Origin of the sequence: Hamadaea sp. NPDC050747, from assembly GCF_040654195.1 — a bacterium.
Classification (GTDB): domain Bacteria; phylum Actinomycetota; class Actinomycetes; order Mycobacteriales; family Micromonosporaceae; genus Hamadaea.
Map to the genome: position 1 here is coordinate 13,774 of NZ_JBFAHM010000026.1, position 19,696 is coordinate 33,469.

General features: G+C 70.3%; 16 protein-coding genes. 7 read left to right on the forward strand and 9 right to left on the reverse strand.

The features are described from left to right. The first annotated feature begins 1 nt into the window (after position 1). Entirely contained in the window at positions 2-424 is a 423-nt protein-coding gene (gene dtd, locus AB0H43_RS38140) for a D-aminoacyl-tRNA deacylase (RefSeq protein WP_360008345.1), read from the forward strand. On the opposite strand, the gene AB0H43_RS38145 is transcribed toward dtd, so the two are convergent. Further along, positions 421-1,917: an MFS transporter gene (locus AB0H43_RS38145; RefSeq protein ID WP_360008348.1), complete on the reverse strand. Its 1,497-nt coding sequence runs from the start codon at positions 1,915-1,917 to the stop codon at positions 421-423. The two genes, dtd and AB0H43_RS38145, sit on opposite strands and share 4 nt — an antisense overlap. An 89-nt stretch (positions 1,918-2,006) precedes the next feature. Here AB0H43_RS38145 and AB0H43_RS38150 point away from each other — a divergent pair, with 89 nt between their 5' ends. Together AB0H43_RS38150 and AB0H43_RS38155 are read left to right on the forward strand one after the other, a co-directional pair. Continuing rightward, positions 2,007-2,603 (forward strand): TetR family transcriptional regulator, encoded by a 597-nt coding sequence (locus AB0H43_RS38150; RefSeq protein ID WP_360008430.1) that lies wholly within the window; start codon positions 2,007-2,009, stop codon positions 2,601-2,603. Between the two features lie 141 nt (positions 2,604-2,744). Continuing rightward, the gene (locus tag AB0H43_RS38155) at positions 2,745-4,715 is read left to right on the forward strand and encodes a peptidoglycan recognition family protein (protein ID WP_360008350.1); all 1,971 of its coding nucleotides are present in this window, start codon (positions 2,745-2,747) and stop codon (positions 4,713-4,715) included. 68 nt (positions 4,716-4,783) lie between these two features. Here the strand turns inward: AB0H43_RS38155 and fabG are convergent, their stop codons facing one another. The 3 genes from fabG to AB0H43_RS38170 form a co-directional block, all read right to left on the reverse strand. Continuing rightward, entirely contained in the window at positions 4,784-5,569 is a 786-nt protein-coding gene (gene fabG / locus AB0H43_RS38160; RefSeq protein WP_360008353.1) for a 3-oxoacyl-ACP reductase FabG, read from the reverse strand. Between the two features lie 54 nt (positions 5,570-5,623). Continuing rightward, positions 5,624-7,123 (reverse strand): sugar transferase, encoded by a 1,500-nt coding sequence (locus tag AB0H43_RS38165; RefSeq protein WP_360008355.1) that lies wholly within the window; start codon positions 7,121-7,123, stop codon positions 5,624-5,626. Between the two features lie 368 nt (positions 7,124-7,491). Beyond that, positions 7,492-9,165 (reverse strand): carbohydrate binding domain-containing protein, encoded by a 1,674-nt coding sequence (locus AB0H43_RS38170; protein WP_360008357.1) that lies wholly within the window; start codon positions 9,163-9,165, stop codon positions 7,492-7,494. Positions 9,166-9,348: 183 nt separating this feature from the next. Between AB0H43_RS38170 and AB0H43_RS38175 the strand changes: the two genes are divergently transcribed. From AB0H43_RS38175 to rocD, 3 genes are all read left to right on the forward strand, one after another. Next, the gene (locus AB0H43_RS38175; RefSeq protein ID WP_360008359.1) at positions 9,349-10,419 is read left to right on the forward strand and encodes an AI-2E family transporter; all 1,071 of its coding nucleotides are present in this window, start codon (positions 9,349-9,351) and stop codon (positions 10,417-10,419) included. A gap of 103 nt (positions 10,420-10,522) precedes the next feature. Continuing rightward, the gene (ddaH, locus tag AB0H43_RS38180; RefSeq protein WP_360008362.1) at positions 10,523-11,335 is read left to right on the forward strand and encodes a dimethylargininase; all 813 of its coding nucleotides are present in this window, start codon (positions 10,523-10,525) and stop codon (positions 11,333-11,335) included. After that, positions 11,332-12,537 (forward strand): ornithine--oxo-acid transaminase, encoded by a 1,206-nt coding sequence (gene rocD, locus AB0H43_RS38185; protein ID WP_360008364.1) that lies wholly within the window; start codon positions 11,332-11,334, stop codon positions 12,535-12,537. Before ddaH ends, rocD begins: the two co-directional genes overlap by 4 nt. A gap of 110 nt (positions 12,538-12,647) precedes the next feature. Here rocD and AB0H43_RS38190 read toward each other — a convergent pair whose 3' ends face one another. The 4 genes from AB0H43_RS38190 to AB0H43_RS38205 form a co-directional block, all read right to left on the reverse strand. Further along, complete coding sequence (locus tag AB0H43_RS38190) at positions 12,648-13,685, reverse strand: FHA domain-containing protein (protein ID WP_360008366.1); 1,038 nt, start codon at positions 13,683-13,685, stop codon at positions 12,648-12,650. A gap of 48 nt (positions 13,686-13,733) precedes the next feature. Further along, positions 13,734-14,132, reverse strand: coding sequence for an SHOCT domain-containing protein (locus AB0H43_RS38195; protein ID WP_360008368.1), 399 nt, complete (start codon positions 14,130-14,132; stop codon positions 13,734-13,736). Positions 14,133-14,153: 21 nt separating this feature from the next. Next, positions 14,154-17,690, reverse strand: a complete 3,537-nt coding sequence (locus AB0H43_RS38200) for a hypothetical protein (RefSeq protein WP_360008370.1) — start codon at positions 17,688-17,690, stop codon at positions 14,154-14,156. An 85-nt stretch (positions 17,691-17,775) separates the two neighbouring features. Then, positions 17,776-18,228: a rhodanese-like domain-containing protein gene (locus tag AB0H43_RS38205; protein WP_360008373.1), complete on the reverse strand. Its 453-nt coding sequence runs from the start codon at positions 18,226-18,228 to the stop codon at positions 17,776-17,778. Between the two features lie 94 nt (positions 18,229-18,322). Here AB0H43_RS38205 and AB0H43_RS38210 point away from each other — a divergent pair, with 94 nt between their 5' ends. Next, entirely contained in the window at positions 18,323-19,309 is a 987-nt protein-coding gene (locus AB0H43_RS38210; RefSeq protein ID WP_360008374.1) for a helix-turn-helix domain-containing protein, read from the forward strand. Here the strand turns inward: AB0H43_RS38210 and AB0H43_RS38215 are convergent. After that, positions 19,296-19,658: a hypothetical protein gene (locus tag AB0H43_RS38215; RefSeq protein ID WP_360008377.1), complete on the reverse strand. Its 363-nt coding sequence runs from the start codon at positions 19,656-19,658 to the stop codon at positions 19,296-19,298. The two genes, AB0H43_RS38210 and AB0H43_RS38215, sit on opposite strands and share 14 nt — an antisense overlap. Positions 19,659-19,696 lie beyond the last annotated feature (38 nt).

Sequence of the window (19,696 nt, forward strand, 5' to 3'; positions counted from 1 at the left end):
GATGCGGGCAGTGGTACAGACGGTCTCCCGGGCGAGCGTGACGGTCGAGGGCGAAGTCGTCGGCAAGATCTCCGACGGCCTCCTCGTCCTGCTCGGCGTGACCCACGCCGACACCGGCACGACCGCCGCCACGATGGCGCGCAAGGTGCATGAGCTGCGCATCCTGCCCGACGAGAAGTCCGCCGCCGACCTGGGCGCGCCGCTGCTGGTGGTCAGTCAGTTCACCCTGTACGCCGACACGAGCCGCGGCCGGCGACCGGGCTGGAGCGCGGCCGCGCCCGCCGCCGTCGCCGAGCCGCTGTTCACGGCGTTCGTCGAGGCGCTGCGGGCGCGGGGCGCGACTGTCGAGACTGGACGGTTCCGGACTCACATGCTCGTGGAGAGCGTGAACGTCGGGCCGAACACGGTCATCATCGACCTCTAGGCGGGGACGGGCTCCGAGGCGGGCACCTCGTGCGCCACTGAGTCTTCGGCGGCCGGGATGCGCAGGACGAGCGCGAGGATCACCGTCACCGCCATGCAGCCGGCCGCCACCAGGAAGACGCGGTCCATGCTCGCCACGAAGGCGTCCACGGCGGCGGTGCGTACGGATCCGGTCAGCGTGCCGATCTCCGACGTGGACATCCCCGGCATCCGGGCGGTGAAGCCGCGGCTGAGCAGCGTACCGAACAGCGCCGCGCCCAGCGCTCCACCGAGGTTCTGGAAGAACCGGATCGCGGTCGTGGCCACGCCCAGCTGCGTACGCGGAGCGGCCTGCTGCACGACCCCGATGAGCAGCCCGAGCAGCTGTCCGAAGCCGATGCCGAGGACGAACAGGGCGCCTCGGATGAACCACAGGCTGGTGTCGGCGCCGACGGTGGCGAGCGCCCCGATGGCGAGCGTGCCGAACGCCGTACCCGAGACGCACAGCAGTTTGCTGGAGAACCCCGCCTCGGTCAGTTTGCCGGTCACGATGCCGACGGCGGTGAGCCCCAACGCCATCGGCACGAGATACATGCCGGCCTGGGCGGCCGGAACGCCCCGCACGATCTGCAGGTAGACCATCACGTAGACCATCGAGCCCATCATGGCCAGCCCGATGACGCCCTGGATGGCGAAGCCGACCCGGATCGTGGCGTTGCGGAACAGGCTCAGCGGCAGAATCGGCTCGGCCGCCTTGGCCTGCCGCCACAGGAACGCGGCGAACAACGCGATGGTTCCACCGACGAGACCGAGGATCTGCGGCGAACGCCACGCGTACTCCTTGCCGCCCCACTCGCTGATGAGCAGCAGCCCGACCGCGAACACGGCGGCCAGGCCGGCGCCCAGGAAGTCGATGCGGTGCGGGCGGCCCTTCGGCAGCCGCAGGAGCAGCGCCGACGTGACCAGGACCAGCAGACCGATCGGGATGTTGAGGTAGAAGATCCACCGCCACTGGCCGTGGTCGGCCAGGACGCCGCCGAGGAACGGGCCGGCCGCCATGCCGGCTCCCGCCACGATGCCGCCGAAGTTGCCCACCCGGCCCCGGGCGGACCCCGGACCGCCGGCGAGCTGCACGAGCACCACCATGGTCACGCTCATCAGCCCACCCGCGCCCGCACCCTGGAGCGCCCGGAACGCGATCAGCTGCCCCATGCTCTGGGCCGCTCCGCAGAGCGCCGACCCGGCCAGGAAGGTGAACACCGCGCCGAGGTAGACGATCTTGGCGCCGAACACGTCGCAGAGCTTTCCGTAGAGGGGCAGCATCGCCGTCGCGGCGAGGGCGAACGCGCTGATCAGCCAGGGCAGCCGGTCGACGCCGTGCACCGGGTCGAGTTCGCGCACGATCGGGACGACCGCCGCCGAGACGATGTTGTTGTCGATCACCGCCATGACGATCGTCAGGAGGCCCAGCAGCATCCCGATCTTCTTCTGCTTCTCCGTCATCACCTTCTGCATGGGGTCAGCATGCCCAAGAAACTTTGACCGAGTCAATACTTTTTCTGAGTACATTTTTATATCTGGTACAGTCCAGCCTTGTGGCGGAGATGAGCCTGCGGGAGCGCAAGAAGAAGGAGACCGGCATACGCCTCTGGGTGGCGGCGGTGAAGCTCTTCGCGGAACGCGGCTTCGACGCCGTGTCCACCGCCGAGATCGCAGCCGCGGCCGACGTCTCGAAGATGACCCTCTACAACTACTTCCCCACCAAGGAAGACCTCGTCCTCATGCCGATCGAGGACCACATCGACGAGCCCGCACGCGTCGTCAAGGCCCGCCCGGCCGGGCAGACGCCGGTCGCGGCCCTGCGGGCGCAGTTCCTCGAAGCGCTGGCCGACCGGGATCCGGCCACCGGCCTGAACGACAGCGCTTCCTTCGTCCAGATCCAACGGCTCATCCGGGGGACGCCGTCGCTGCTCGCGCGAGCACTGCACTACGAGATGACCAGGGTGGACACTCTGGCGGAAGCCTTGGCCGAGGCCGGTCCACCGGCCCCGCTCGACCGCGTACGCGCCCGGCAGATCATGGGTGTGATCGGCGGTCTCGTCGAGCACAACGTGGGGCGCGTCCTCGACGGGGAGAAGGCGGACGCCGTCTATCCGGACGCGGTCGAGTTGGCCGAGCGAGGCTTCGATCTCCTCAAATGAGTACGCTCCGTGAGGATTTCTCGTCCGAGGAGTCAGGTACGTAAAGATTTAACAACACGGCACCCCGAAACGATTGACTCTCCCCTCCGGCCGGTCCAGATTGGCCCGAAGAGGATCACTCCATCTTCCGCCGGAGGCACGATGCAACCCCCACAGCGCCGTTTCCGGCTGCTGGCCTCGTTGAGCGCACTCACCCTCGTCGCGAGCGGACTCGCCGCGACCCCGGGTGCGGCCGCCGAGACCACGGCCTCCACCAGACAACAGGTCTACACCGACGCCGCCGCCGAATACGGCGTACCGGCGGACATCCTGCTCGCCGTCTCCTATCTGGAGTCCCGCTGGGACGTCAACGGCGGCCTGCCGAGCACCAGCGCCGGGTTCGGCCCGATGCACCTGACCGACGCCGCGTACGTGACGTCGCTCCCCCGAGAGGTCGAGGCGACCGACGCTCCCGCCGAGGACTCGCGCGGTGACGACTCGCGGACGACGGTCAAGGCCCCGATCGAGCAGCCGGCCGAGGCCGGTGCCGACCCCGCCGCCCTGCAGACCCTGGACGCGGCCGCTGCGGCGACCGGCCTGTCCAAGGAGGAGCTGCGGACCGACGTCGCGGCCAACATCCGTGGCGGCGCCGCCCTGCTCTCGGCGTACCAGCGGGCGTTGAACGCCCCGACCGGCGCGGACAGCGACGTGGCCGAATGGTACGGCGCGGTGGCCCGCTACAGCGGCGCGACCGACGACACCGCCGCGGCTGCCTTCGCGGACGAGGTGTACGCGACCCTGGCCGAGGGCGCGGCCCGGACCACCGACGACGGCCAGGCGCTGGCCATGTCGGCCCGCGCGACCACGCCGAACCGGCAGTGGCTGAACGGCCTGGGCCTGCGGCACCTGGCGCGGCCCGACGGCCTGGAGTGCCCGGTCGGCCTGGACTGCGAGTGGATCCCGGCGCCTTACCAGGAGTTGCCAGGCAACGACTACGGCAACCACGACCTGGGCAACCGCCCGGCCCAGCAGAAGATCGAGTACATCGTCATCCACGACACCGAGGGTTACTACCCGGGCGTCATCAACATGGTGCAGGACCCGACCTACGTGAGCTGGAACTACACGCTCCGCTCGGTCGACGGCCACATCGCGCAGCACGTCAAGGCCAAGGACGTGGCGTGGCACGCCGGTAACTGGTACGTCAACGCGAAGTCGATCGGCCTCGAGCACGAGGGCTTCGCCGCGAACGGCGCCTGGTACACCGAGGCGATGTACCGCACCTCGTCGAAGCTGGTCCGGTACCTGGCCCTGCGCCTGGGCATCCCGCTGGACCGCCAGCACATCATCGGCCACGACAACGTCCCCGGCATCACCCCGGCCAACGTCGGCGGCATGCACTGGGACCCGGGCCCCTACTGGGACTGGGCGCGCTACATGGAGCTGCTCAAGGCTCCGATCCGCGGCATCGCCACCCCGGTCGGCGGCATGGTGACCATCAACCCGAACTACGCCACCAACCAGCCCGCGTTCACCGGCTGCGTGAAGAAGGGCGTGCCCTGCGCGCCGCACGGCTCGGGCTCGGTCGTCCTGCGTACGGCGCCGGACGCCGCCGCCCCGCTGCTGACCGACTTCTACCTGAACGGCACCAAGCCCGCCACGATGCACATCTCCGACCACGGAGCGCGCGTCGAGACCGGCCAGCAGTACGCCATCGCCGACCGGCAGGGCGACTGGGTGGCGATCTGGTACCTCGGCCAGAAGGGCTGGTTCTACAACCCGACGTCGAACCCGGCCGCCGTCTGGTCGACCGGTTTCGTCGTCACCCCGAAGGCGGGCAAGGCCACCATCCCGGTCTACGGCCGGGCGTACCCGGAGGCGGCGGCCTACCCGGCCGGCGTACCGGTGCAGGCCATCGCGCCGCTCACCGGATACACCCTGGCCGCCGGGCAGAAGTACGTCGTGGGCAACATCCTGCCCAGCGAGTACTACCGCGCGGTGACCTTCGACGGGTCCAGCCCCGGTGACTGGACGGTGATCCGTGGCGAGACCATGTACGTCCAGATCCAGTTCGGCCACCGGATCATGTTCGTGAACCTGGCCGACGTGGACATCCGCCCCGCGGTGCTCTAGGTCCCCACCGCTCACAGCGAACGCGGCCCCCGACAACGACGTCGGGGGCCGCGTTCTTCTGCACGGCGCTAGCCGCGCGGGCCGCCGGCGACGTAGATGACCTGGCCGGTGACGAAGCCGGCCCCCTCGCTGACGAGGAAGGAGATCGCGTGCGCGATGTCGGCCGGGTAGCCGACGCGGCGTACCGGGGTCTCGGCGGCCCGGGCCGCCTGGAACTGCTCGAAGTCCACCCCGACCCGGGCGGCGGTGGCCGCCGTCATCTCCGTGACGATGAAGCCCGGCGCGACGGCGTTCGCGGTGACGCCGAACGGGCCGAGTTCGATCGCCAGCGTCTTGGTGAAGCCCTGGAGGCCGGCCTTCGCGGCGGCATAGTTCGCCTGACCGCGATTGCCCAGCGCCGAGGTGCTCGACAGGTTCACGATCCGGCCGTATTTGGCCTGGGTCATGTGCGCCTGCACCGCCCGGGTCATCAGGAACGCGCCCCGCAGGTGGACGGAGATGACGCTGTCCCAGTCGGAGTCGGTCATCTTGAACAGCAGGTTGTCCCGGATGACCCCGGCATTGTTGACCAGCACCGTCGGCGCGCCCAGCTGCTCGGCCACCCGGTCGACCGCCGCCGCCACCGCGTCGGTGTCGCTGACGTCGGCGCCGACGGCAACCGCTTCACCACCGTTCTTCTGAATCTCGCCGACGGTCGTCTGACACGAATCCTCGTCCAGGTCCACGACCGCGACCTTCATCCCGTCGGCGGCCAGCCGCTGAGCCGTCGCCGCACCGATCCCCCGGGCCGCCCCGGTGACGATCGCTACTCGCATGTCTGCCTCCCTCGTCGCAAGCAAAGCTGCCCGCGACATTACCGGCCGGTAGCCCCACTTAACTACCGGCGGTAGTTTAACTATCGGCAGGAGTCAGTACGCACCGCGCGACCGGACGACGGCGCCGACCGTCTTCCACAGGATCGACAGGTCGGAGGTCAGCGACCAGTTCTCGACGTAGTACAGGTCGAGCCGGATCCCGTCCTCCCACGAGAGGTCGGACCGCCCACTGACCTGCCAGAGCCCGGTGATGCCCGGCTTGACCAACAGCCGTCGCGCCACGTCCCCGTCGTACTGGGCGACCTCCCGGGGCAGCGGCGGCCGCGGCCCGACCAGGCTCATGTCGCCCCGGACGACGTTGACCAGCTGCGGCAACTCGTCCAGCGAGTACTTGCGGAGGATCCGGCCGACCCGGGTGACCCGTGGATCGTGACGCATCTTGAAGAGCAGGCCGTTGGTCTCGTTGAGGCCCGACATCTTCTCCACCAGCTGGTCGGCGTCGACGACCATCGTGCGGAACTTGAAGACGTCGAACTCGATGCCGTGCTGGCCGACCCGGCGCTGCCGGAACAGCACCGGCCCTCTGGTGTCGAGCTTGATGGCGATCGCCACGATGACGAGGACCGGAAGGGCGGCCAGCAATCCGCCGATGGCGAGAATGCGCTCCACCACGTTCTTCACGATCTTGGTGCCGCCGGCGAAGTCGGGCTGCTCCACGTGGATCAACGGCAGGCCGGCCACCGGGCGGGTGTGAATCCGCGGCCCGGCCACGTCGACCAGCGCCGGCGCCACCACGAGTTCCATCCCGGAACCCTCCAGCTGCCAGCCCAGGCGGCGCAGCCGGGAGGCGGTCAGCTCGTTCGACCCGGTGATCGCGATGGTGTCGGCCCGGGCCCCGGTCGCCGCCTCCACGATGTTGCGGAAGGAGCCGACCACGGGCACGTCGCCGAGGTGCTGCTGCGGCGCTCCAGCCGCCCGCGGAACGACCAGACCGTCCGGGATGCACGCGCCGACCACCCGGTAGCCCGTATAGGGCTCACGCCGCAATTGGCGTACCAGCTCCAGAACGTGGGCCGCGTCGCCCACCACCAAGACCCGGTGCGACCAGCCGGCGCCGCGGGACCGCGCGCGGTGCAGCCGCTTGCGGGCCACCCAGCGGGCGGTGATCAGCCCGACCGTGCCCATCAGGAACGCGATGGCCAGGAAGCTGCGCGAGACCCCGATGTTGACGATGTAGCCGAGGATGGCCACGGTCCCCGCGAGCCGCGCGCTCGCGCCCGCGACCCGGCGGTACTCGTCGGTGCCGTAGCCGAGGACCCGCTCGTCGTAGCACCGCACCGCCCGCAGCCAGATCAGCCAGGCGGCGCCCAGCGCCACGCCGATCAGTCCATACGGGACGTCGATGCGCGGCGGGCTCGCGGTGGAGAACCGCGCCAGGTAGCCGCCGAAGATCGCGGCCGCGATCACCACGGCGTCGCAGGCGACAAGGGTACGCACATAGATGCGCCGCCGCTCGGCGAGCCGGCGCACCTCGTCCGCGGCTGTCGACGCGGACGCGTCGCGCAATGCGGCGGATACGGAAGCCGTGGTCATCGCACCCCCTCGATGCCTGTCCCCGGTGTGGGGATCATCGTCACCTGCCGCCCACTCGTTACGGCCGATGAGACGGGAACCTGTCAGTTGCCGCCGGACGCCTGATCCCGGTGTGCCCGATCGGACCGTTGCTTATCGGGCGGTACTTCGCATGCGGTGCGCCACCTGCGTTCGCGTACGCTCTGTGCGTCCTATGAGGACGGAGAAGGCGACGGCGGAAGCGGTCCCGTCGTCCGGTTCCGCACCCGCCGTCGCCTTTACAGCAAACAGATTTCACCCGGTGAGCCGATCCACCGCCGCCCGGATGGGCGGGCCGGGAAGCGCTCGAGCTGAGCCGCCAGGAGCGCGGTCAGCCGGCTCCCCGGGCCTCAGCCGGTGAACCCGGCCGTGATGCCGGTGAACGCCCAATCGGACTGCGCGATGCCGGAGCAGGACTCCTGCACGCCGCCGCCGGCACAGCCGCGGTCCCGGTTGACCGACCAGAACGCCAGCCGCGCGATGTGGTTGGTGTTGGCCCAGTTCCGGATGTTGGTCCAGATCGCGGTGGTGGTGATCTCGGACTGGTCGGAGTAGCCGTTCATGCCGGAGATGCCGATGTGCGCGTACGCCTGGGCGTCGGTCCAGCCGAACGCCGTCTTGAGCGCGTTCTTCAGACCGTTGGCCGCGTTGACGGTGTTGTTGTACATGTCGGCCCCGCCGCCGAAGTCGAACGGCATGATGGTGAAGACGTCGATGTTCGCGCCCAGCGCGGCCGCCTGGTTGATCAGCCGCGTGCCGTAGTAGGTCGGGCCGGTCGTCGACGTACCGAAGGTGACGATCGTCTTGATGCCCGGGTTGTTCTGCTTGACGATCTTCAGCGCGCCGAGGATCCGGTCCTGCACCGCCTCGTTCTCGAACTCGTCGCTGTTCTCGATGTCGATGTCGATGTACTTCAGGTTGTACGCCGAGATGACCTGCTGGTACGCCGCCGCCAGGGCGGTCGCGCTGGAGCAGTTCGGGCCGAGCTTGTTGCCCGACCAGCCGCCGAAGGAGATCTCGACGTCGCCGCCGGCCGCGCGGACCGCGTTGATGGTCTGCTGGTCGACGCCGCCGGTCAGCGGGCGGGAGCTGTCCCAGGCCGGGGTGCAGCCGCCACCGGAGAGCATGAACGCCATGGTGAACTGCTTGATCCCGGTCGCCGACATGACGGTGGTGATCGACGGCGGGTTGCCCCAGCCGTTGTAGTAGTACGGGGCGGCCATCGCACCCGTGCTCGTGCAGCCGGTGGTGCTGCCGGTGGTCGAACCCGACTTCGCCGACTCGCCGGAGTTGTTGTACGCCGCCACGGTGTACGTGTGGCTGGCGCACGAGCCGAGGCCGGAGACGGTGGCGGAGGTGCCGGTCACCGTCGCGCGGACCGTGGTGCCCTCGTAGACCCGGTACCCGGTGACGGTGCCGGACGAGGCGTTCCAGGCCAGCGAGATGCTCGACGCGGTCGAGCCGGTCACGTGCAGGTTCCCCGGAGTCCCCGGTACGCCGGGCGGGGCCGACGTCGTCGGGCTCGGCGACGGGTTGCCGCCGGGGCCGTCGAGCGAGAAGTCGTCGGCGTAGTAGCTGCCGGTGCCGTACCAGCCCTGCACGTAGATCTGCAGGGAGGTCTGCGAGGCGCCGGTGGTGTACGCGACGGACAGCTGGACCCAGTTGCTTGCGGCGGAGGGGTTCCAGACCTGGTTACCGCCGGTGACGCCGAGGTAGACGTAGCCGCCGCCGCCGCGCACCCACGCGGTCAGCGTGTACGCGGTGTTGGCCTGGACGGCCACCGTCTGGGTGCACTTGGCGTTGTCCGAGGCGGACGCCGCGCCCTGCAGGGCCCGGCTACCACTGTGGACGGGCGTGGTGACGACCGAGCCGAGATTCCCCGAGCACGACCACGGGCTCAGGGATCCGCTCTCCAGACCGGGGTTGGGCAGGATGTTCGCGGCCGAGGCGGAGGTGGACGCGACTAGCACGGCGGCGCCGGCCAGCAGCGCGGCCCCGGCAACCGCCAGGATGCGTCGGTACATGTGACTCTCCTAGATCAGTTCCGCGCGCCGTTTCCCCCGGCAATGGCCCGCAGAGATCGATGGAACTACGAACGCAGATGAACCTTAAAGGAAAAAGTCCTAACAGTAAATATGGTTAACAGTGCCGAGTCTGCTGCGCGGCGCGTCGGCAGATCTTGGTCACCGACTAGTCGTTGAACGGGTATGCCGGAGACGCCGCCGCCTCACCAGACCCGACCGCTGGCCGCGGCGGCGACAGGTCATCCGTTCAAGATCGGTCTCTGGATAGGACTCGCGCTGCTGCTGGTGGTGGTCGCGGCGAACCTGGTCCAGGCGGCCGGAACCGTGCTCACCATCGTGGCCGCGGCCGGCTTCTTCGCCATCGGCTTCAACCCCGTCGTGAAATGGATGATGCGCCGGGGGATGTCCCGGGGACTCGCCGTGTTCCTGCTGTTCATCGGGTTCGTGCTGCTCGGCTGCGGCTTCCTCGCCCTGCTCATCCCGGTCGCGGTCAGCCAGCTCGGCTCGGTCATCGACGCCGTGCCGGGCTGGATCCAGCAAGTCCTGAACGATCCACGGGTCGAGGAGCTGACCCAGAACGAAGACCTCATCGCGAAGGCCGAACAGCTGATCACCCCGTCGAACATCAGCCTGCTGCTGGGCGGGCTGCTCGGCGGGGCCACCACCATCGCGGCCGGGGTCTTCAACTTCGTGACGGCCTTCATCCTGATGTTCTTCATCCTGGCCGGGTTCGACCGGCTCCGGGACGGCGCGTACCAGCTGATCCCGCTGAGCCGGCGGGACCGCGTCGCGGGCATCGCCGACCAGATCCTCGACAAGGTCGGCGGCTACCTCGTCGGATCGTTGAGCATCGCCTTCGTCGCCGGCACCACGGCACTGATCTACCTGTGGATCGTCAGCGTCCCGTACGCCCTCCTGCTGGCCCTGGTCGTGGCGGTCTGCGACCTCATCCCGCAGATCGGGGCCACCCTGGGCGCGACGGTCGTCACCCTGGTCGCGTTCGGGTCCCGGGGCCTCGGCATCGCGGTCGCCACGATCATCTTCTTCGTCGTCTACCAGCAGCTCGAGAACTGGCTGATCTATCCCCGGGTCATGCGGCAGGCGGTGCAGATCTCCAACCTCGCGGCGATCGTCTCGGTCCTCATCGGGTTCGCGATGTTCGGCGTCATGGGCGTGTTCATCTCCGTCCCCGGGTACGCCGCCATCCAGCTGATCATCCGGCAGGTCGTACACCCCCGGCAGGACTCGCTCTAAGGTTTACGAATCGCCGCGTCCAGTGCGAAGTGCGCAACGTTGTTGCGCCGTACGCAACCTTCGCGCCTGGTTTGCGCTGCTCACCCGGCCTACCTTGGTTCGCATGCCGACACGCCGTTATCTGATGTGCCGACCGACCCACTTCGCGGTCACCTACCGGATCAATCCCTGGATGGACCCGGCGGCCCCCTATGACACCGCCCTGGCGATCTCGCAGTGGACCGAGCTGAAGCGGGTCTACGAGAGCCTCGGCCACCAGATCGAGGAGATCGACCCGCTGCCCGGACTGCCCGACATGGTGTTCGCGGCCAACGGCGGCACCGTCGTCGACGGCAAGGCGCTGGCCGTGCAGTTCCGTGACGCCGAGCGCGCCGACGAGGGCCCGGCGTACGCCGACTGGTTCCGGGGCGCGGGCTTCGAGGTCACCGAGGCGAAGGCGATCAACGAGGGCGAAGGCGACATCCTGCTCGCCGGCGACTACATCCTGGCCGGGACCGGGTTCCGCACCTCGCACGCCGCCCACGCGGAGGTGCAGGAGCTGTTCGGCCGTCCCGTCATCACGCTGCAGCTCGTCGACGCGCGGTTCTACCACCTCGACACCGCTCTCGCGGTGCTGTCGCACGGAGATGACGGCAAGCCGGTGAACGTGGCGTACCTGCCCGAGGCGTTCTCGCCGGGCAGCCAGGCCGTGCTCCGTCAGCTGTTCCCGAACGCCGTCATCGCGACCGTCGCCGATGCCGAGGTGCTCGGCCTCAACGCGGTCAGCGACGGCGAAACCGTCGTCCTCCCGGTGCAGGCGGTGGCACTTACCGCCGCTCTGCAGCAGGCTGGATACAAGACCATCGGTGTCGACGTCAGCGAGCTGCGGCTCGCCGGCGGCGGCCCCAAGTGCTGCACCCTGGAGCTGCGTTCATGAGCAAGACCCCGGAAGCCGTCGCCGCGGCCGAGCGCTGGACCGCGCACAACTACCACCCGCTGCCCGTCGTGATCGCCGACGCCGAGGGCGCCTGGGTGACCGACGTCGACGGCAAGCGCTACCTCGACTGCCTGGCGGGCTACTCCGCGCTGAACTTCGGCCACCGGCATCCGTCGCTGATCGCCGCCGCGCACGCCCAGCTCGACCGCGTCACGCTGACGAGCCGGGCGTTCATCCACGACCAGTTCGCCGAGTTCTGCCAGAAACTGACCGACCTCACCGGCAAGGACCTGATCCTGCCGATGAACACCGGCGCGGAGGCGGTGGAGACCGCGATCAAGGTCGCCCGCAAGTGGGGTTACCTGGCCAAGGGCGTACGCCCGGGGCAGGCGAAGATCATCGCGATGGAGGGCAACTTCCACGGGCGCACCACGACGATCGTGTCGTTCTCGACCGACCCCGACGCCCGCGACGACTTCGGCCCCTACACGCCCGGCTTCCAGCTCGTCCCGTACGGCGACCTCGCGGCGCTGGAGGCGGCGATCGACGAGAACACCGTCGGCGTCCTCGTCGAGCCGATCCAGGGCGAGGCCGGGGTCCTCGTGCCCCCGGCCGGCTTCCTGCCGGGCGTCCGGGAGCTGTGCTCGCGGCACAACGTCCTGATGCTCGCCGACGAGATCCAGAGCGGCCTCGGGCGTACCGGGGACACCTTCGCCTGCGACGCCGAAGCCGTCGTGCCCGACATGTACGTCATGGGCAAGGCGCTGGGCGGCGGCATCGTCCCGGTCAGCGCGGTCGCGGCGAACCAGGACATCCTCGGCGTCCTCAAGCCGGGCGAGCACGGATCCACCTTCGGCGGAAACCCGCTGGCCTGTGCGGTCGGCATCGCCGTGATCGACCTGCTGCGTACCGGGGAGTTCCAGGAGCGCAGCCGCGAGCTGGGCGAGCGGTTGCACACCGGGCTCGCCAAGCTCATCGGCGACGGAGTCACCGAAGTACGCGGCCGCGGTCTGTGGGCCGGCGTCGACATCGATCCCGCGCTGATGACCGGGCGGCAGGCTTCGGTGCAGCTGATGGAGCGCGGCGTCCTCGCCAAGGACACGCACGGCTCGACGATCCGGCTCGCGCCGCCGCTGACCATCACGGCCGACGAGGTCGACTGGGCGCTGGAGCAGTTCCACTCCGTCGTCGCCCCGTCATGATCGTGTAGACGAAATGTAGGGAGCCTGGATACGGGCTCCCTACATTTCGCTGTGCACCCGGGGCATCAGCTGGTGGCCGGACCGGGCCAGGCGGCGCGGGGAGGACGGGGTCAGGACGGGGGGAGGCGGAAGGACATCGTCGGGGCGTCGACCAGGACGGAGCCGACGGCGCCGTTGCTGCCGGCCAGGCTGCCCGGCCGCCCGATCTCCACGCCCGGGTACAGCTCGATGTATTCGGCCGGCCCCAGCGGCCGGGGCTGCCGTGGCGCGATCTTGTCGCCGCCCGGGTAGACCCAGGCCCCGTTCATGCTGACGTCCTTGACCGACAGCCCCGAGTGGTCGAACGCCACCACGAGGTGGTTGCGGCTGACCGCCTTGACGCCGCCTTCGTCCAGCCACGGGCCGAGGACGATCGACCGGCTGTCGCTGTCCCAGTTGCCCTCGGGGGCGCGCCCGACCGTCACCGGTCCGGCCCCGGTCACCAGGAAACGTTGCTTGATCACGCCGTTCACGCGTACCGCCAGGACGTCCTGAGCCGGCGCGGGCCCGGTGTCGGCCAGCGGCAGGTCGTGGCGCGGGCAGAGAGGGTTGCCCCGGAGCTTGGGCAGCGGCTGGCCCACGGCCACGCGCATGCCCGCGAACAGCGCGCACTCGGGGTCGGGGCAGCGCCAACGCCGGGACATCAGGCGGCGGCCCAGGTCGGACGGGGCGGTCGGGACCGGGCCGCGAACCGTGATGACGGCGCCGCCGGCCCCGGGCAGCGCGGCGAATCCGGGCAGGTTGCGGGAGATGATCGGCAGACCCGCGACCTCGTTGAGCTCACGGACCCGCATCTGCGCGCCTTGCACGACCTCCACGTGCCCGTCGTCGGCCCAGCGCCGGATGACCATCCGCTCGCTCGAGGGCTGATCGAGGTCGGAGAGCATCTGCTTGTCGACCACGCAGTAGACCTGGACGCCTTCCTCGGCGAGGTGACGGGTCAGCGCGTCGACCACCATGCCCAGCCGGAGCAGGGTCGCCGGGCGGCCGCCGTCGAGATCCACGTAGCGGACGATTTCCGCCAGGTCCAGCACGCCTCGGGCGAGCGCCGGCTCGGTGGTGAGGCGGCGCTCGATCGCGTCCAGGACGTGGCTTACCTCAAACCGCATGCTGGAACCCTACTGGCCAGCGCGAGCAGCGGCCAGATGCGGTACTTGTCAAGAAGAGGCCGACTGGTGCTGCCCTTGGTATTTCGGGTCGTGCGCCAGCACACGGGTCTTCTCGGCGGCGAACTCCTCGTCGTTCAGTTTGCCCCGGTCGTGCAGGTCCGACAGCAGGGCGAGCTGCTGGGTCGAGTCGGTCGGGGCGTACTTCTCGACGAAGTCCCGGCTCGCCTGGTCCATCGCCCGGCGCTCGTCGGGCGTCGCGCCGGGCGGGCGGAAGATCAGGTAGATCAGGGTGCCGAAGAACGGCGCGATGACCACCACGACCACCCACAGTGCCTTCAGCCAGCCCGCCAGGTCGTCGCGCCGGAAGATGTCCACCAGCGCGAAGCCCCAGACCAGCAGGAGCGGGATGAAGATCAGCAAAAGCCAAAACGTATCCCAGAAGTCCATGACATTCATTTTGCAGACTTTTCATCGGAATGATGCCAGCTTCAGGCGAAGCGCCCGAAGATCCCGGAGCCGCCGTTCGTAGGTGATCGCCAGCGTCAGCAAGATGGCGCCGCCCACCCCGATCGGCAACCAGAGCGGCAGCCGAGTCCAGTACAGGGTCAGCTCGTGCAAGGCGAGGACGACCAGCACGCCGCCGCCGACCACGACCGGCGCCTGCCGCCGCCGGATCGCCCCCACGAGCACCACGACCAGCCCGGCCACGCCGAGCGCCAGCCGCCGCACCGGGTCGCCCTCCCCCGGCAACACCGCCAGCAGGCTGGGCCCGAACCCGGCCGCCAGCGCCGGGCCGTACCCGAGCCAGCTCGACAGACTCGGGTCACGGCGCGTCGCTAGCAGGCCCACAGCCACCGCGACCAGCGCGAGTGGCAGCGAATAGGCCTCCACCGCCTTGATGTCGTACGCCCAGAGCAGCGACCAGAGCGCGAGAAGTTCGAGCGCAGCGGCCGCCGCCCCACGCCATCGATCGCGCCGGACGGCGGCGGTCACCCCGACGACGAGCCCCCACCCGAGGTAGACCTTCGCGACGTGGATCGCCGGACTCGGCAGGGTGTACGCCGACAGCAGCAGGAAAGCGGCGACCGTGTGGGCCAGCGGTTCCAGCGCCCGGGCTTCCCGACTGCCCGGCAGGTAGCTGGCCGCGACCAGCACAGCGGCCGCGGCCAGAACCACCAACCCGGTCGGGCGCGGCGGCAGATGCGCCGCGTTCGCACTGACGGCGGCAAGCCCGGTCCAGGCGATCCCGGCGAGCGGCCAGGCGACCCAGCGGACCCCGGACACGCCGCCGCGTACGCCGATCGCGCCGAAGGCGGCCGTCACCAGGGACAGGCCGAGAATCGACGACCAGCTCGCGGCGGACAACCCGGCCAGCCCCGAACCCGCGATGACCGCGGCGTACGCACCGATGAGGCCGTCGACCGGGCGCAGGCGTCTCGCCAGTCCGGTCCACACGAGCCGGGCCAAACCGGCGAGCAGCATGATCAGCGGTACGCCCGGCCAGCGTACGTCGAGCCAGACGAGCGCGAGGACGGCCGGGATCGGGGCGGCCGACACCGCCGCCCGGAACCCGAGCTGCAGCCCGAGCGCGAACGCGAGCACCGCGAAGGCGAGCACGTCGCCGCCCGTGACGACGGTCCCGCCAGCGGGGGCGAGACCGGAGCCGGTGGGCGTCGACGCCCAACCCTCCCCGAGCCAGCCATACGACTCGACGAGTACGCCCAACGGCGGCCGGGCCAGGAGCAACGCCAACGCCAGCACCGCCCAGCCGGCGATGCGCTCGACGGTGACTCCCCGTGTCGCTCCCCACACCGCTCCGCGCGCCTGCGCCTCCGTAGGCGCTGGATCAGGGATCTCGGTCGAATCTTGGACCATGATTCGACCGAGATCCCTGATCTGGTGGGAATCATCGGCGGCCGGAGCGGGAGCAGCGGGAGCGGGAGCGGCGGCGGAGACACGGGGCAGCAGCGCGAGCGCCAGCAAACCGAAGGAGACGTACAGCGACTTGCTCCACCCGTCGTCGGAGACGGCGACCACCGCACCGAGGACGGTCGCCAGGACCGTCCCGAAGACGGCCCACGACAGCACGATCGCGTACGCGTCGACGCGGCGCAGCAGCCAGACGAAGCCGGGCAGGACGAGGGCGGCGAGCGCGGCGGCGTGGAGCACGGTGGCGTCGGTGGCGCCGGACGCGTTCGCGACCGCGGCGGCGAGGAGGACGAGCAGCGGCGGAGCCGTCGCGAGGGCCACCGCTCCCGGGGGACGGTCACCGGGCCGGGCCACGATCGCGGCGGCGAGCGCCAGCACGAGCACGGCGCCCAAGGTCCACGCCGTCTGCGCCGGTTGCCCCAGCGAACTGAGCACCGCATGTGCCGACAGTCCGAAGGCGCCGACAGCGGCGACGATCCGGGTCGCGAGGTGACGCCGAGCGAGGATGAGCGCGAGCAGCACCGCGACGGCCGTGAGGTCGACGACGGGCGGCAGCCAGTCGGTGACCGGCGGGCGGCCTGGGGCGGCGAGCGCCAGCGGCACCACGCCGGCCGCTGCGATCGCGGTGGCGATGGAGAACCGCGGCAGAATCGCAACGACCGCCGCCGCTGTGAGCAGCGCGACCGTCACCGGCAGCGCCCAGTCGTACGCGCCCGGCCGAGCCTCGACGCCGAGCGACACCAGCCCGGTCCACGCCGCGAAGGTGACGGCGAACAGGGCGGCCACGCCCCCGCCGGTCGCAGCGCCGATGACCACCCCCAACGCCGCCGCCCGGGACACCAACCGGACCAGGTGAGCGGCCGCCGCCAGCACCAGCACGCACACCGAAGTCCACAGCAGAATCCGGCCGGAGTCGACGACGGCGACGACGCGAGCCTGAGCGATCAGGGCGAGCACGACGAACCAGGCGACCCCGGCGACGGTCAGCGGGCGCAGGCGCGCCACCGGTCCGGCGGCCACCGCGACGGCCCCGACGAGGAGCAGCAACGCCGCTCCGGCGAGGACAGAACCGATCGGGGAGTCGACGGCGAGCCGGACGAACGCGAAGGCGTGCGCCAGCAACAGGCTGACGGCGTACCCGATCCAGGCGAGGACCTGGAGGACCACGGCGAGCGAGCGACCCGCGAACCGCCGCAGACTGCCCACGGCCAGCAGGTTGCCCACCGCGACCGTCGCGAAGACCAGCGCGAATCCCCCCGTACGCCCAGCGGCCACGTCGACGAAGAGCAACGGAAGCGCGGGCTGGGCCAAGATGAGGCCGCCGACGGCCGGACCGGCGAGCCGGGTGATCCCGGCGTAGCCGAGCGAGATCGAGGCGGTCGCCGCGGCGACCAGCCCGGTGTAGGTCCAGCCGGAGAAGTAGTCGTGGACGTCGAGGAGGTTGACGTTCCAGACCGAGTAGCCGTCGAGGACGACCAGTAGCAACCCGATCGCGGCGAAGGTCTCGGCGGTGCCCCGCAGGCCCCGGCGCTGGGCGAGCAGCGGGACGGCCAGCGCGACGCCGGTGAAGACGGCGAGGATGGCCGCCTTGCCCGCCATGCCGAAGGTGCCCCAGGCGAACGCGGTGAACACGATCGCCGCGATGCCGATCAGGATCCCGCCCAGGACGAAAAGGATGTTCTTGACCGTCTGGGTCGACGTCTCCGGCGCGATCCCGGAAGGCACACCCGAAGGCCCGACGCCCGAAGGCCCGATACCCGAAGGCCCCACACCCGAAGGCCCCACACCGGAAGGCACAGCCACCGGCCCGGCCGGTCGCGCCGGGACCGGGGCGGGCCGGGCCGAGGCCCAGACCTGGGCCGCGAGCCGAGCCCGCCGCTGCCGGGCCACCTGAAGCTGGGTCGACACGTCGGCGTACGCCAGCCGGGCGCGCTCGGCCTGGCCGGTCAGCTCCACGATCTGCGCGTCGAGCTGGATGACCTCGGCCGCCACCGGGTCCGGCGGTCGGCCGCAGCCGGGGCAGCCGGACTCCAGCGAGGCTTCGGTCAGGCAGGCCGGGCACGGATAGGACGTCATGCCAGCGATGGTCGCAACATCGGCGTACTCGGGTCTTGAGCGAAACAGCTCATTCGCGATGCGCGTTCAGCTTTTCCCGAGGTACTCAGCAGGCGCAGGAAACGCCGGTCACGGGCGCGGTGAGCGGGTCGATGCCGTTGGTCTGCCGGCCGAGGAGCGACTCGGTGTCGAACCCCTCCCGCACCCAGTACTCGTACCCGCCGATCATCTCCTTGACCCGGTAGCCGAGCCGGGCGAAGGCGAGCGCGGCCCGGGTGGCGCCGTTGCAGCCCGGTCCCCAGCAGTAGGTCACGACGACCTTGTCCCGGTCGATCAGGCCCTCCGCCTGCGTCGCGATGGACGCGGTCGGCAGGTGCACCGCGCCCGGGATGTGCCCCTGCTCCCAGGCGTCGATCGAGCGCGAGTCCACCAGCACGAACGTGCCCAGCGTCAGGTCGGCGTGGACGTCGGAGACGTCGGCCTCGAAGGTCAGGCGGGCGGCGAAGTGGGCGGCGGCGACGTCGGGGGCGGCGGGCGGGGTGTTCAGCACTGCACTCATGCCGAGAATCCTGCCGATGATCTTCGCGGACCAGAAGTGGCGGTATCGCCGCTGTCCGCTAACATTCCGCCATGAGCATCCGGAGGGTGATCGCATGCTGATCGAGGTGGCCCCGCCCGACGACCGCCCCCGGCACCAGGTGGCCGTCCTGGCCTTCGCCGGCATGGCTCCGTTCGAGTTGAGCTGCGTGGTCGAGGTCTTCGGCCTGCCGCGCCCCGAACTCGACATCGACTGGTACGAGCTGTCCGTCTGCGCCGAGCACGCGGCTCCGCTCCCGGTCGTGGGGGGTTTCAGCATCGTGGCCGCGCATGGTCTCGCCACGCTGGCGGCTGCCGACACCGTGATCATTCCGGGTGTTCCAGATGTACGCGCAGAGCCGTCTCCCGCGCTGACCAGTGCCCTGCGGGCGGCGTACGCACGGGGCGCCCGGCTGGTGTCGATCTGCTCGGGTGCGTTCGCCCTGGCCGGGGCCGGTCTGCTGGACGGACGGCAGGCCACCACCCATTGGCGGTACGCCGGGCTCCTGGCGGAGCGGTATCCGGAGGTCGACGTGACGCCGGACGTGCTCTATGTGGACAACGGACCGGTGCTGACCAGCGCAGGCAGCGCCGCCGGACTGGATCTGCTGCTGCACATCGTCCGGCGCGATCATGGGGCGGCCGTCGCCAACACGGTCGCCCGGCGACTGGTGCTCCCGCCGCACCGCGACGGCGGCCAGGCCCAGTTCATCGAGGTCGGCGTACGCGACGTGACCGACGACGACGGGATCGCCCGCGCGATGACCTGGACGCTGGACCACCTGGCCGAGCCGATCACGGTCGGCACGATGGCGCAGCAGGCCCACATGTCTGAGCGCAGCTTCCTGCGCAACTTCGCCCGTCAGACCGGCACCAGCCCGATCCGGTGGCTGATCGACCGGCGGGTGCAGGCCAGCCTGCCCCTGCTGGAGGCCGGCGACGCCCCGATCGAGCAGGTCTCGGTGGCGGTCGGTTTCGACAGTCTGGTGACCTTCCGGCACCACTTCGCCCGGTCGATGCGGACATCGCCGTCGGCGTACCGGCGGGCTTTCACGCGCCGCTGACGAGACGGCCGGCGGCCGAGGCGGGCAACCGTTCGGCCAGCACGACGCGGCCGCCCGCTTCGCGCAGCGCGGTACGCGTACCGACCCGCCAGGAGTGGGCGAGCAACAGCAGCGCGGCGCTCGTGCCCGGCACCACATCGGCGACCACGTCATCCACGTCGACATCGCGGATCAGTTCGGCGCCGGGCTCTTCCAGCAGGGTGACCTCCCCGGTGATCGCCTTCGCCACGACGAGCACGTCCACGACCCGGAATCCCTGCTCGGCCGCGATCCGGCGCAGCCGGGCGGTGAAGTCCCCGCCGGGCTGGGGATCGGCGAACTCCAGAACGACGAACTCGACCGACTCCATCCCGGAATCGTAAATACCGCAGAATGTCCACTTAGCGG

Excerpts from the sequence above, each read along its gene's own strand:
- dtd (WP_360008345.1), top strand. The coding sequence starts at position 2 with ATGCGGGCAGTGGTACAGACGGTCTCCCGGGCGAGCGTGACGGTCGAG.
- AB0H43_RS38145 (WP_360008348.1), bottom strand. The coding sequence starts at position 1,917 with ATGCAGAAGGTGATGACGGAGAAGCAGAAGAAGATCGGGATGCTGCTG.
- AB0H43_RS38150 (WP_360008430.1), top strand. The coding sequence starts at position 2,007 with ATGAGCCTGCGGGAGCGCAAGAAGAAGGAGACCGGCATACGCCTCTGG.
- AB0H43_RS38155 (WP_360008350.1), top strand. The coding sequence starts at position 2,745 with ATGCAACCCCCACAGCGCCGTTTCCGGCTGCTGGCCTCGTTGAGCGCA.
- fabG (WP_360008353.1), bottom strand. The coding sequence starts at position 5,569 with ATGTCGCGGGCAGCTTTGCTTGCGACGAGGGAGGCAGACATGCGAGTA.
- AB0H43_RS38165 (WP_360008355.1), bottom strand. The coding sequence starts at position 7,123 with ATGACCACGGCTTCCGTATCCGCCGCATTGCGCGACGCGTCCGCGTCG.
- AB0H43_RS38170 (WP_360008357.1), bottom strand. The coding sequence starts at position 9,165 with ATGTACCGACGCATCCTGGCGGTTGCCGGGGCCGCGCTGCTGGCCGGC.
- AB0H43_RS38175 (WP_360008359.1), top strand. The coding sequence starts at position 9,349 with ATGCCGGAGACGCCGCCGCCTCACCAGACCCGACCGCTGGCCGCGGCG.
- ddaH (WP_360008362.1), top strand. The coding sequence starts at position 10,523 with ATGCCGACACGCCGTTATCTGATGTGCCGACCGACCCACTTCGCGGTC.
- rocD (WP_360008364.1), top strand. The coding sequence starts at position 11,332 with ATGAGCAAGACCCCGGAAGCCGTCGCCGCGGCCGAGCGCTGGACCGCG.
- AB0H43_RS38190 (WP_360008366.1), bottom strand. The coding sequence starts at position 13,685 with ATGCGGTTTGAGGTAAGCCACGTCCTGGACGCGATCGAGCGCCGCCTC.
- AB0H43_RS38195 (WP_360008368.1), bottom strand. The coding sequence starts at position 14,132 with ATGGACTTCTGGGATACGTTTTGGCTTTTGCTGATCTTCATCCCGCTC.
- AB0H43_RS38200 (WP_360008370.1), bottom strand. The coding sequence starts at position 17,690 with ATGACGTCCTATCCGTGCCCGGCCTGCCTGACCGAAGCCTCGCTGGAG.
- AB0H43_RS38205 (WP_360008373.1), bottom strand. The coding sequence starts at position 18,228 with ATGAGTGCAGTGCTGAACACCCCGCCCGCCGCCCCCGACGTCGCCGCC.
- AB0H43_RS38210 (WP_360008374.1), top strand. The coding sequence starts at position 18,323 with ATGCTGATCGAGGTGGCCCCGCCCGACGACCGCCCCCGGCACCAGGTG.
- AB0H43_RS38215 (WP_360008377.1), bottom strand. The coding sequence starts at position 19,658 with ATGGAGTCGGTCGAGTTCGTCGTTCTGGAGTTCGCCGATCCCCAGCCC.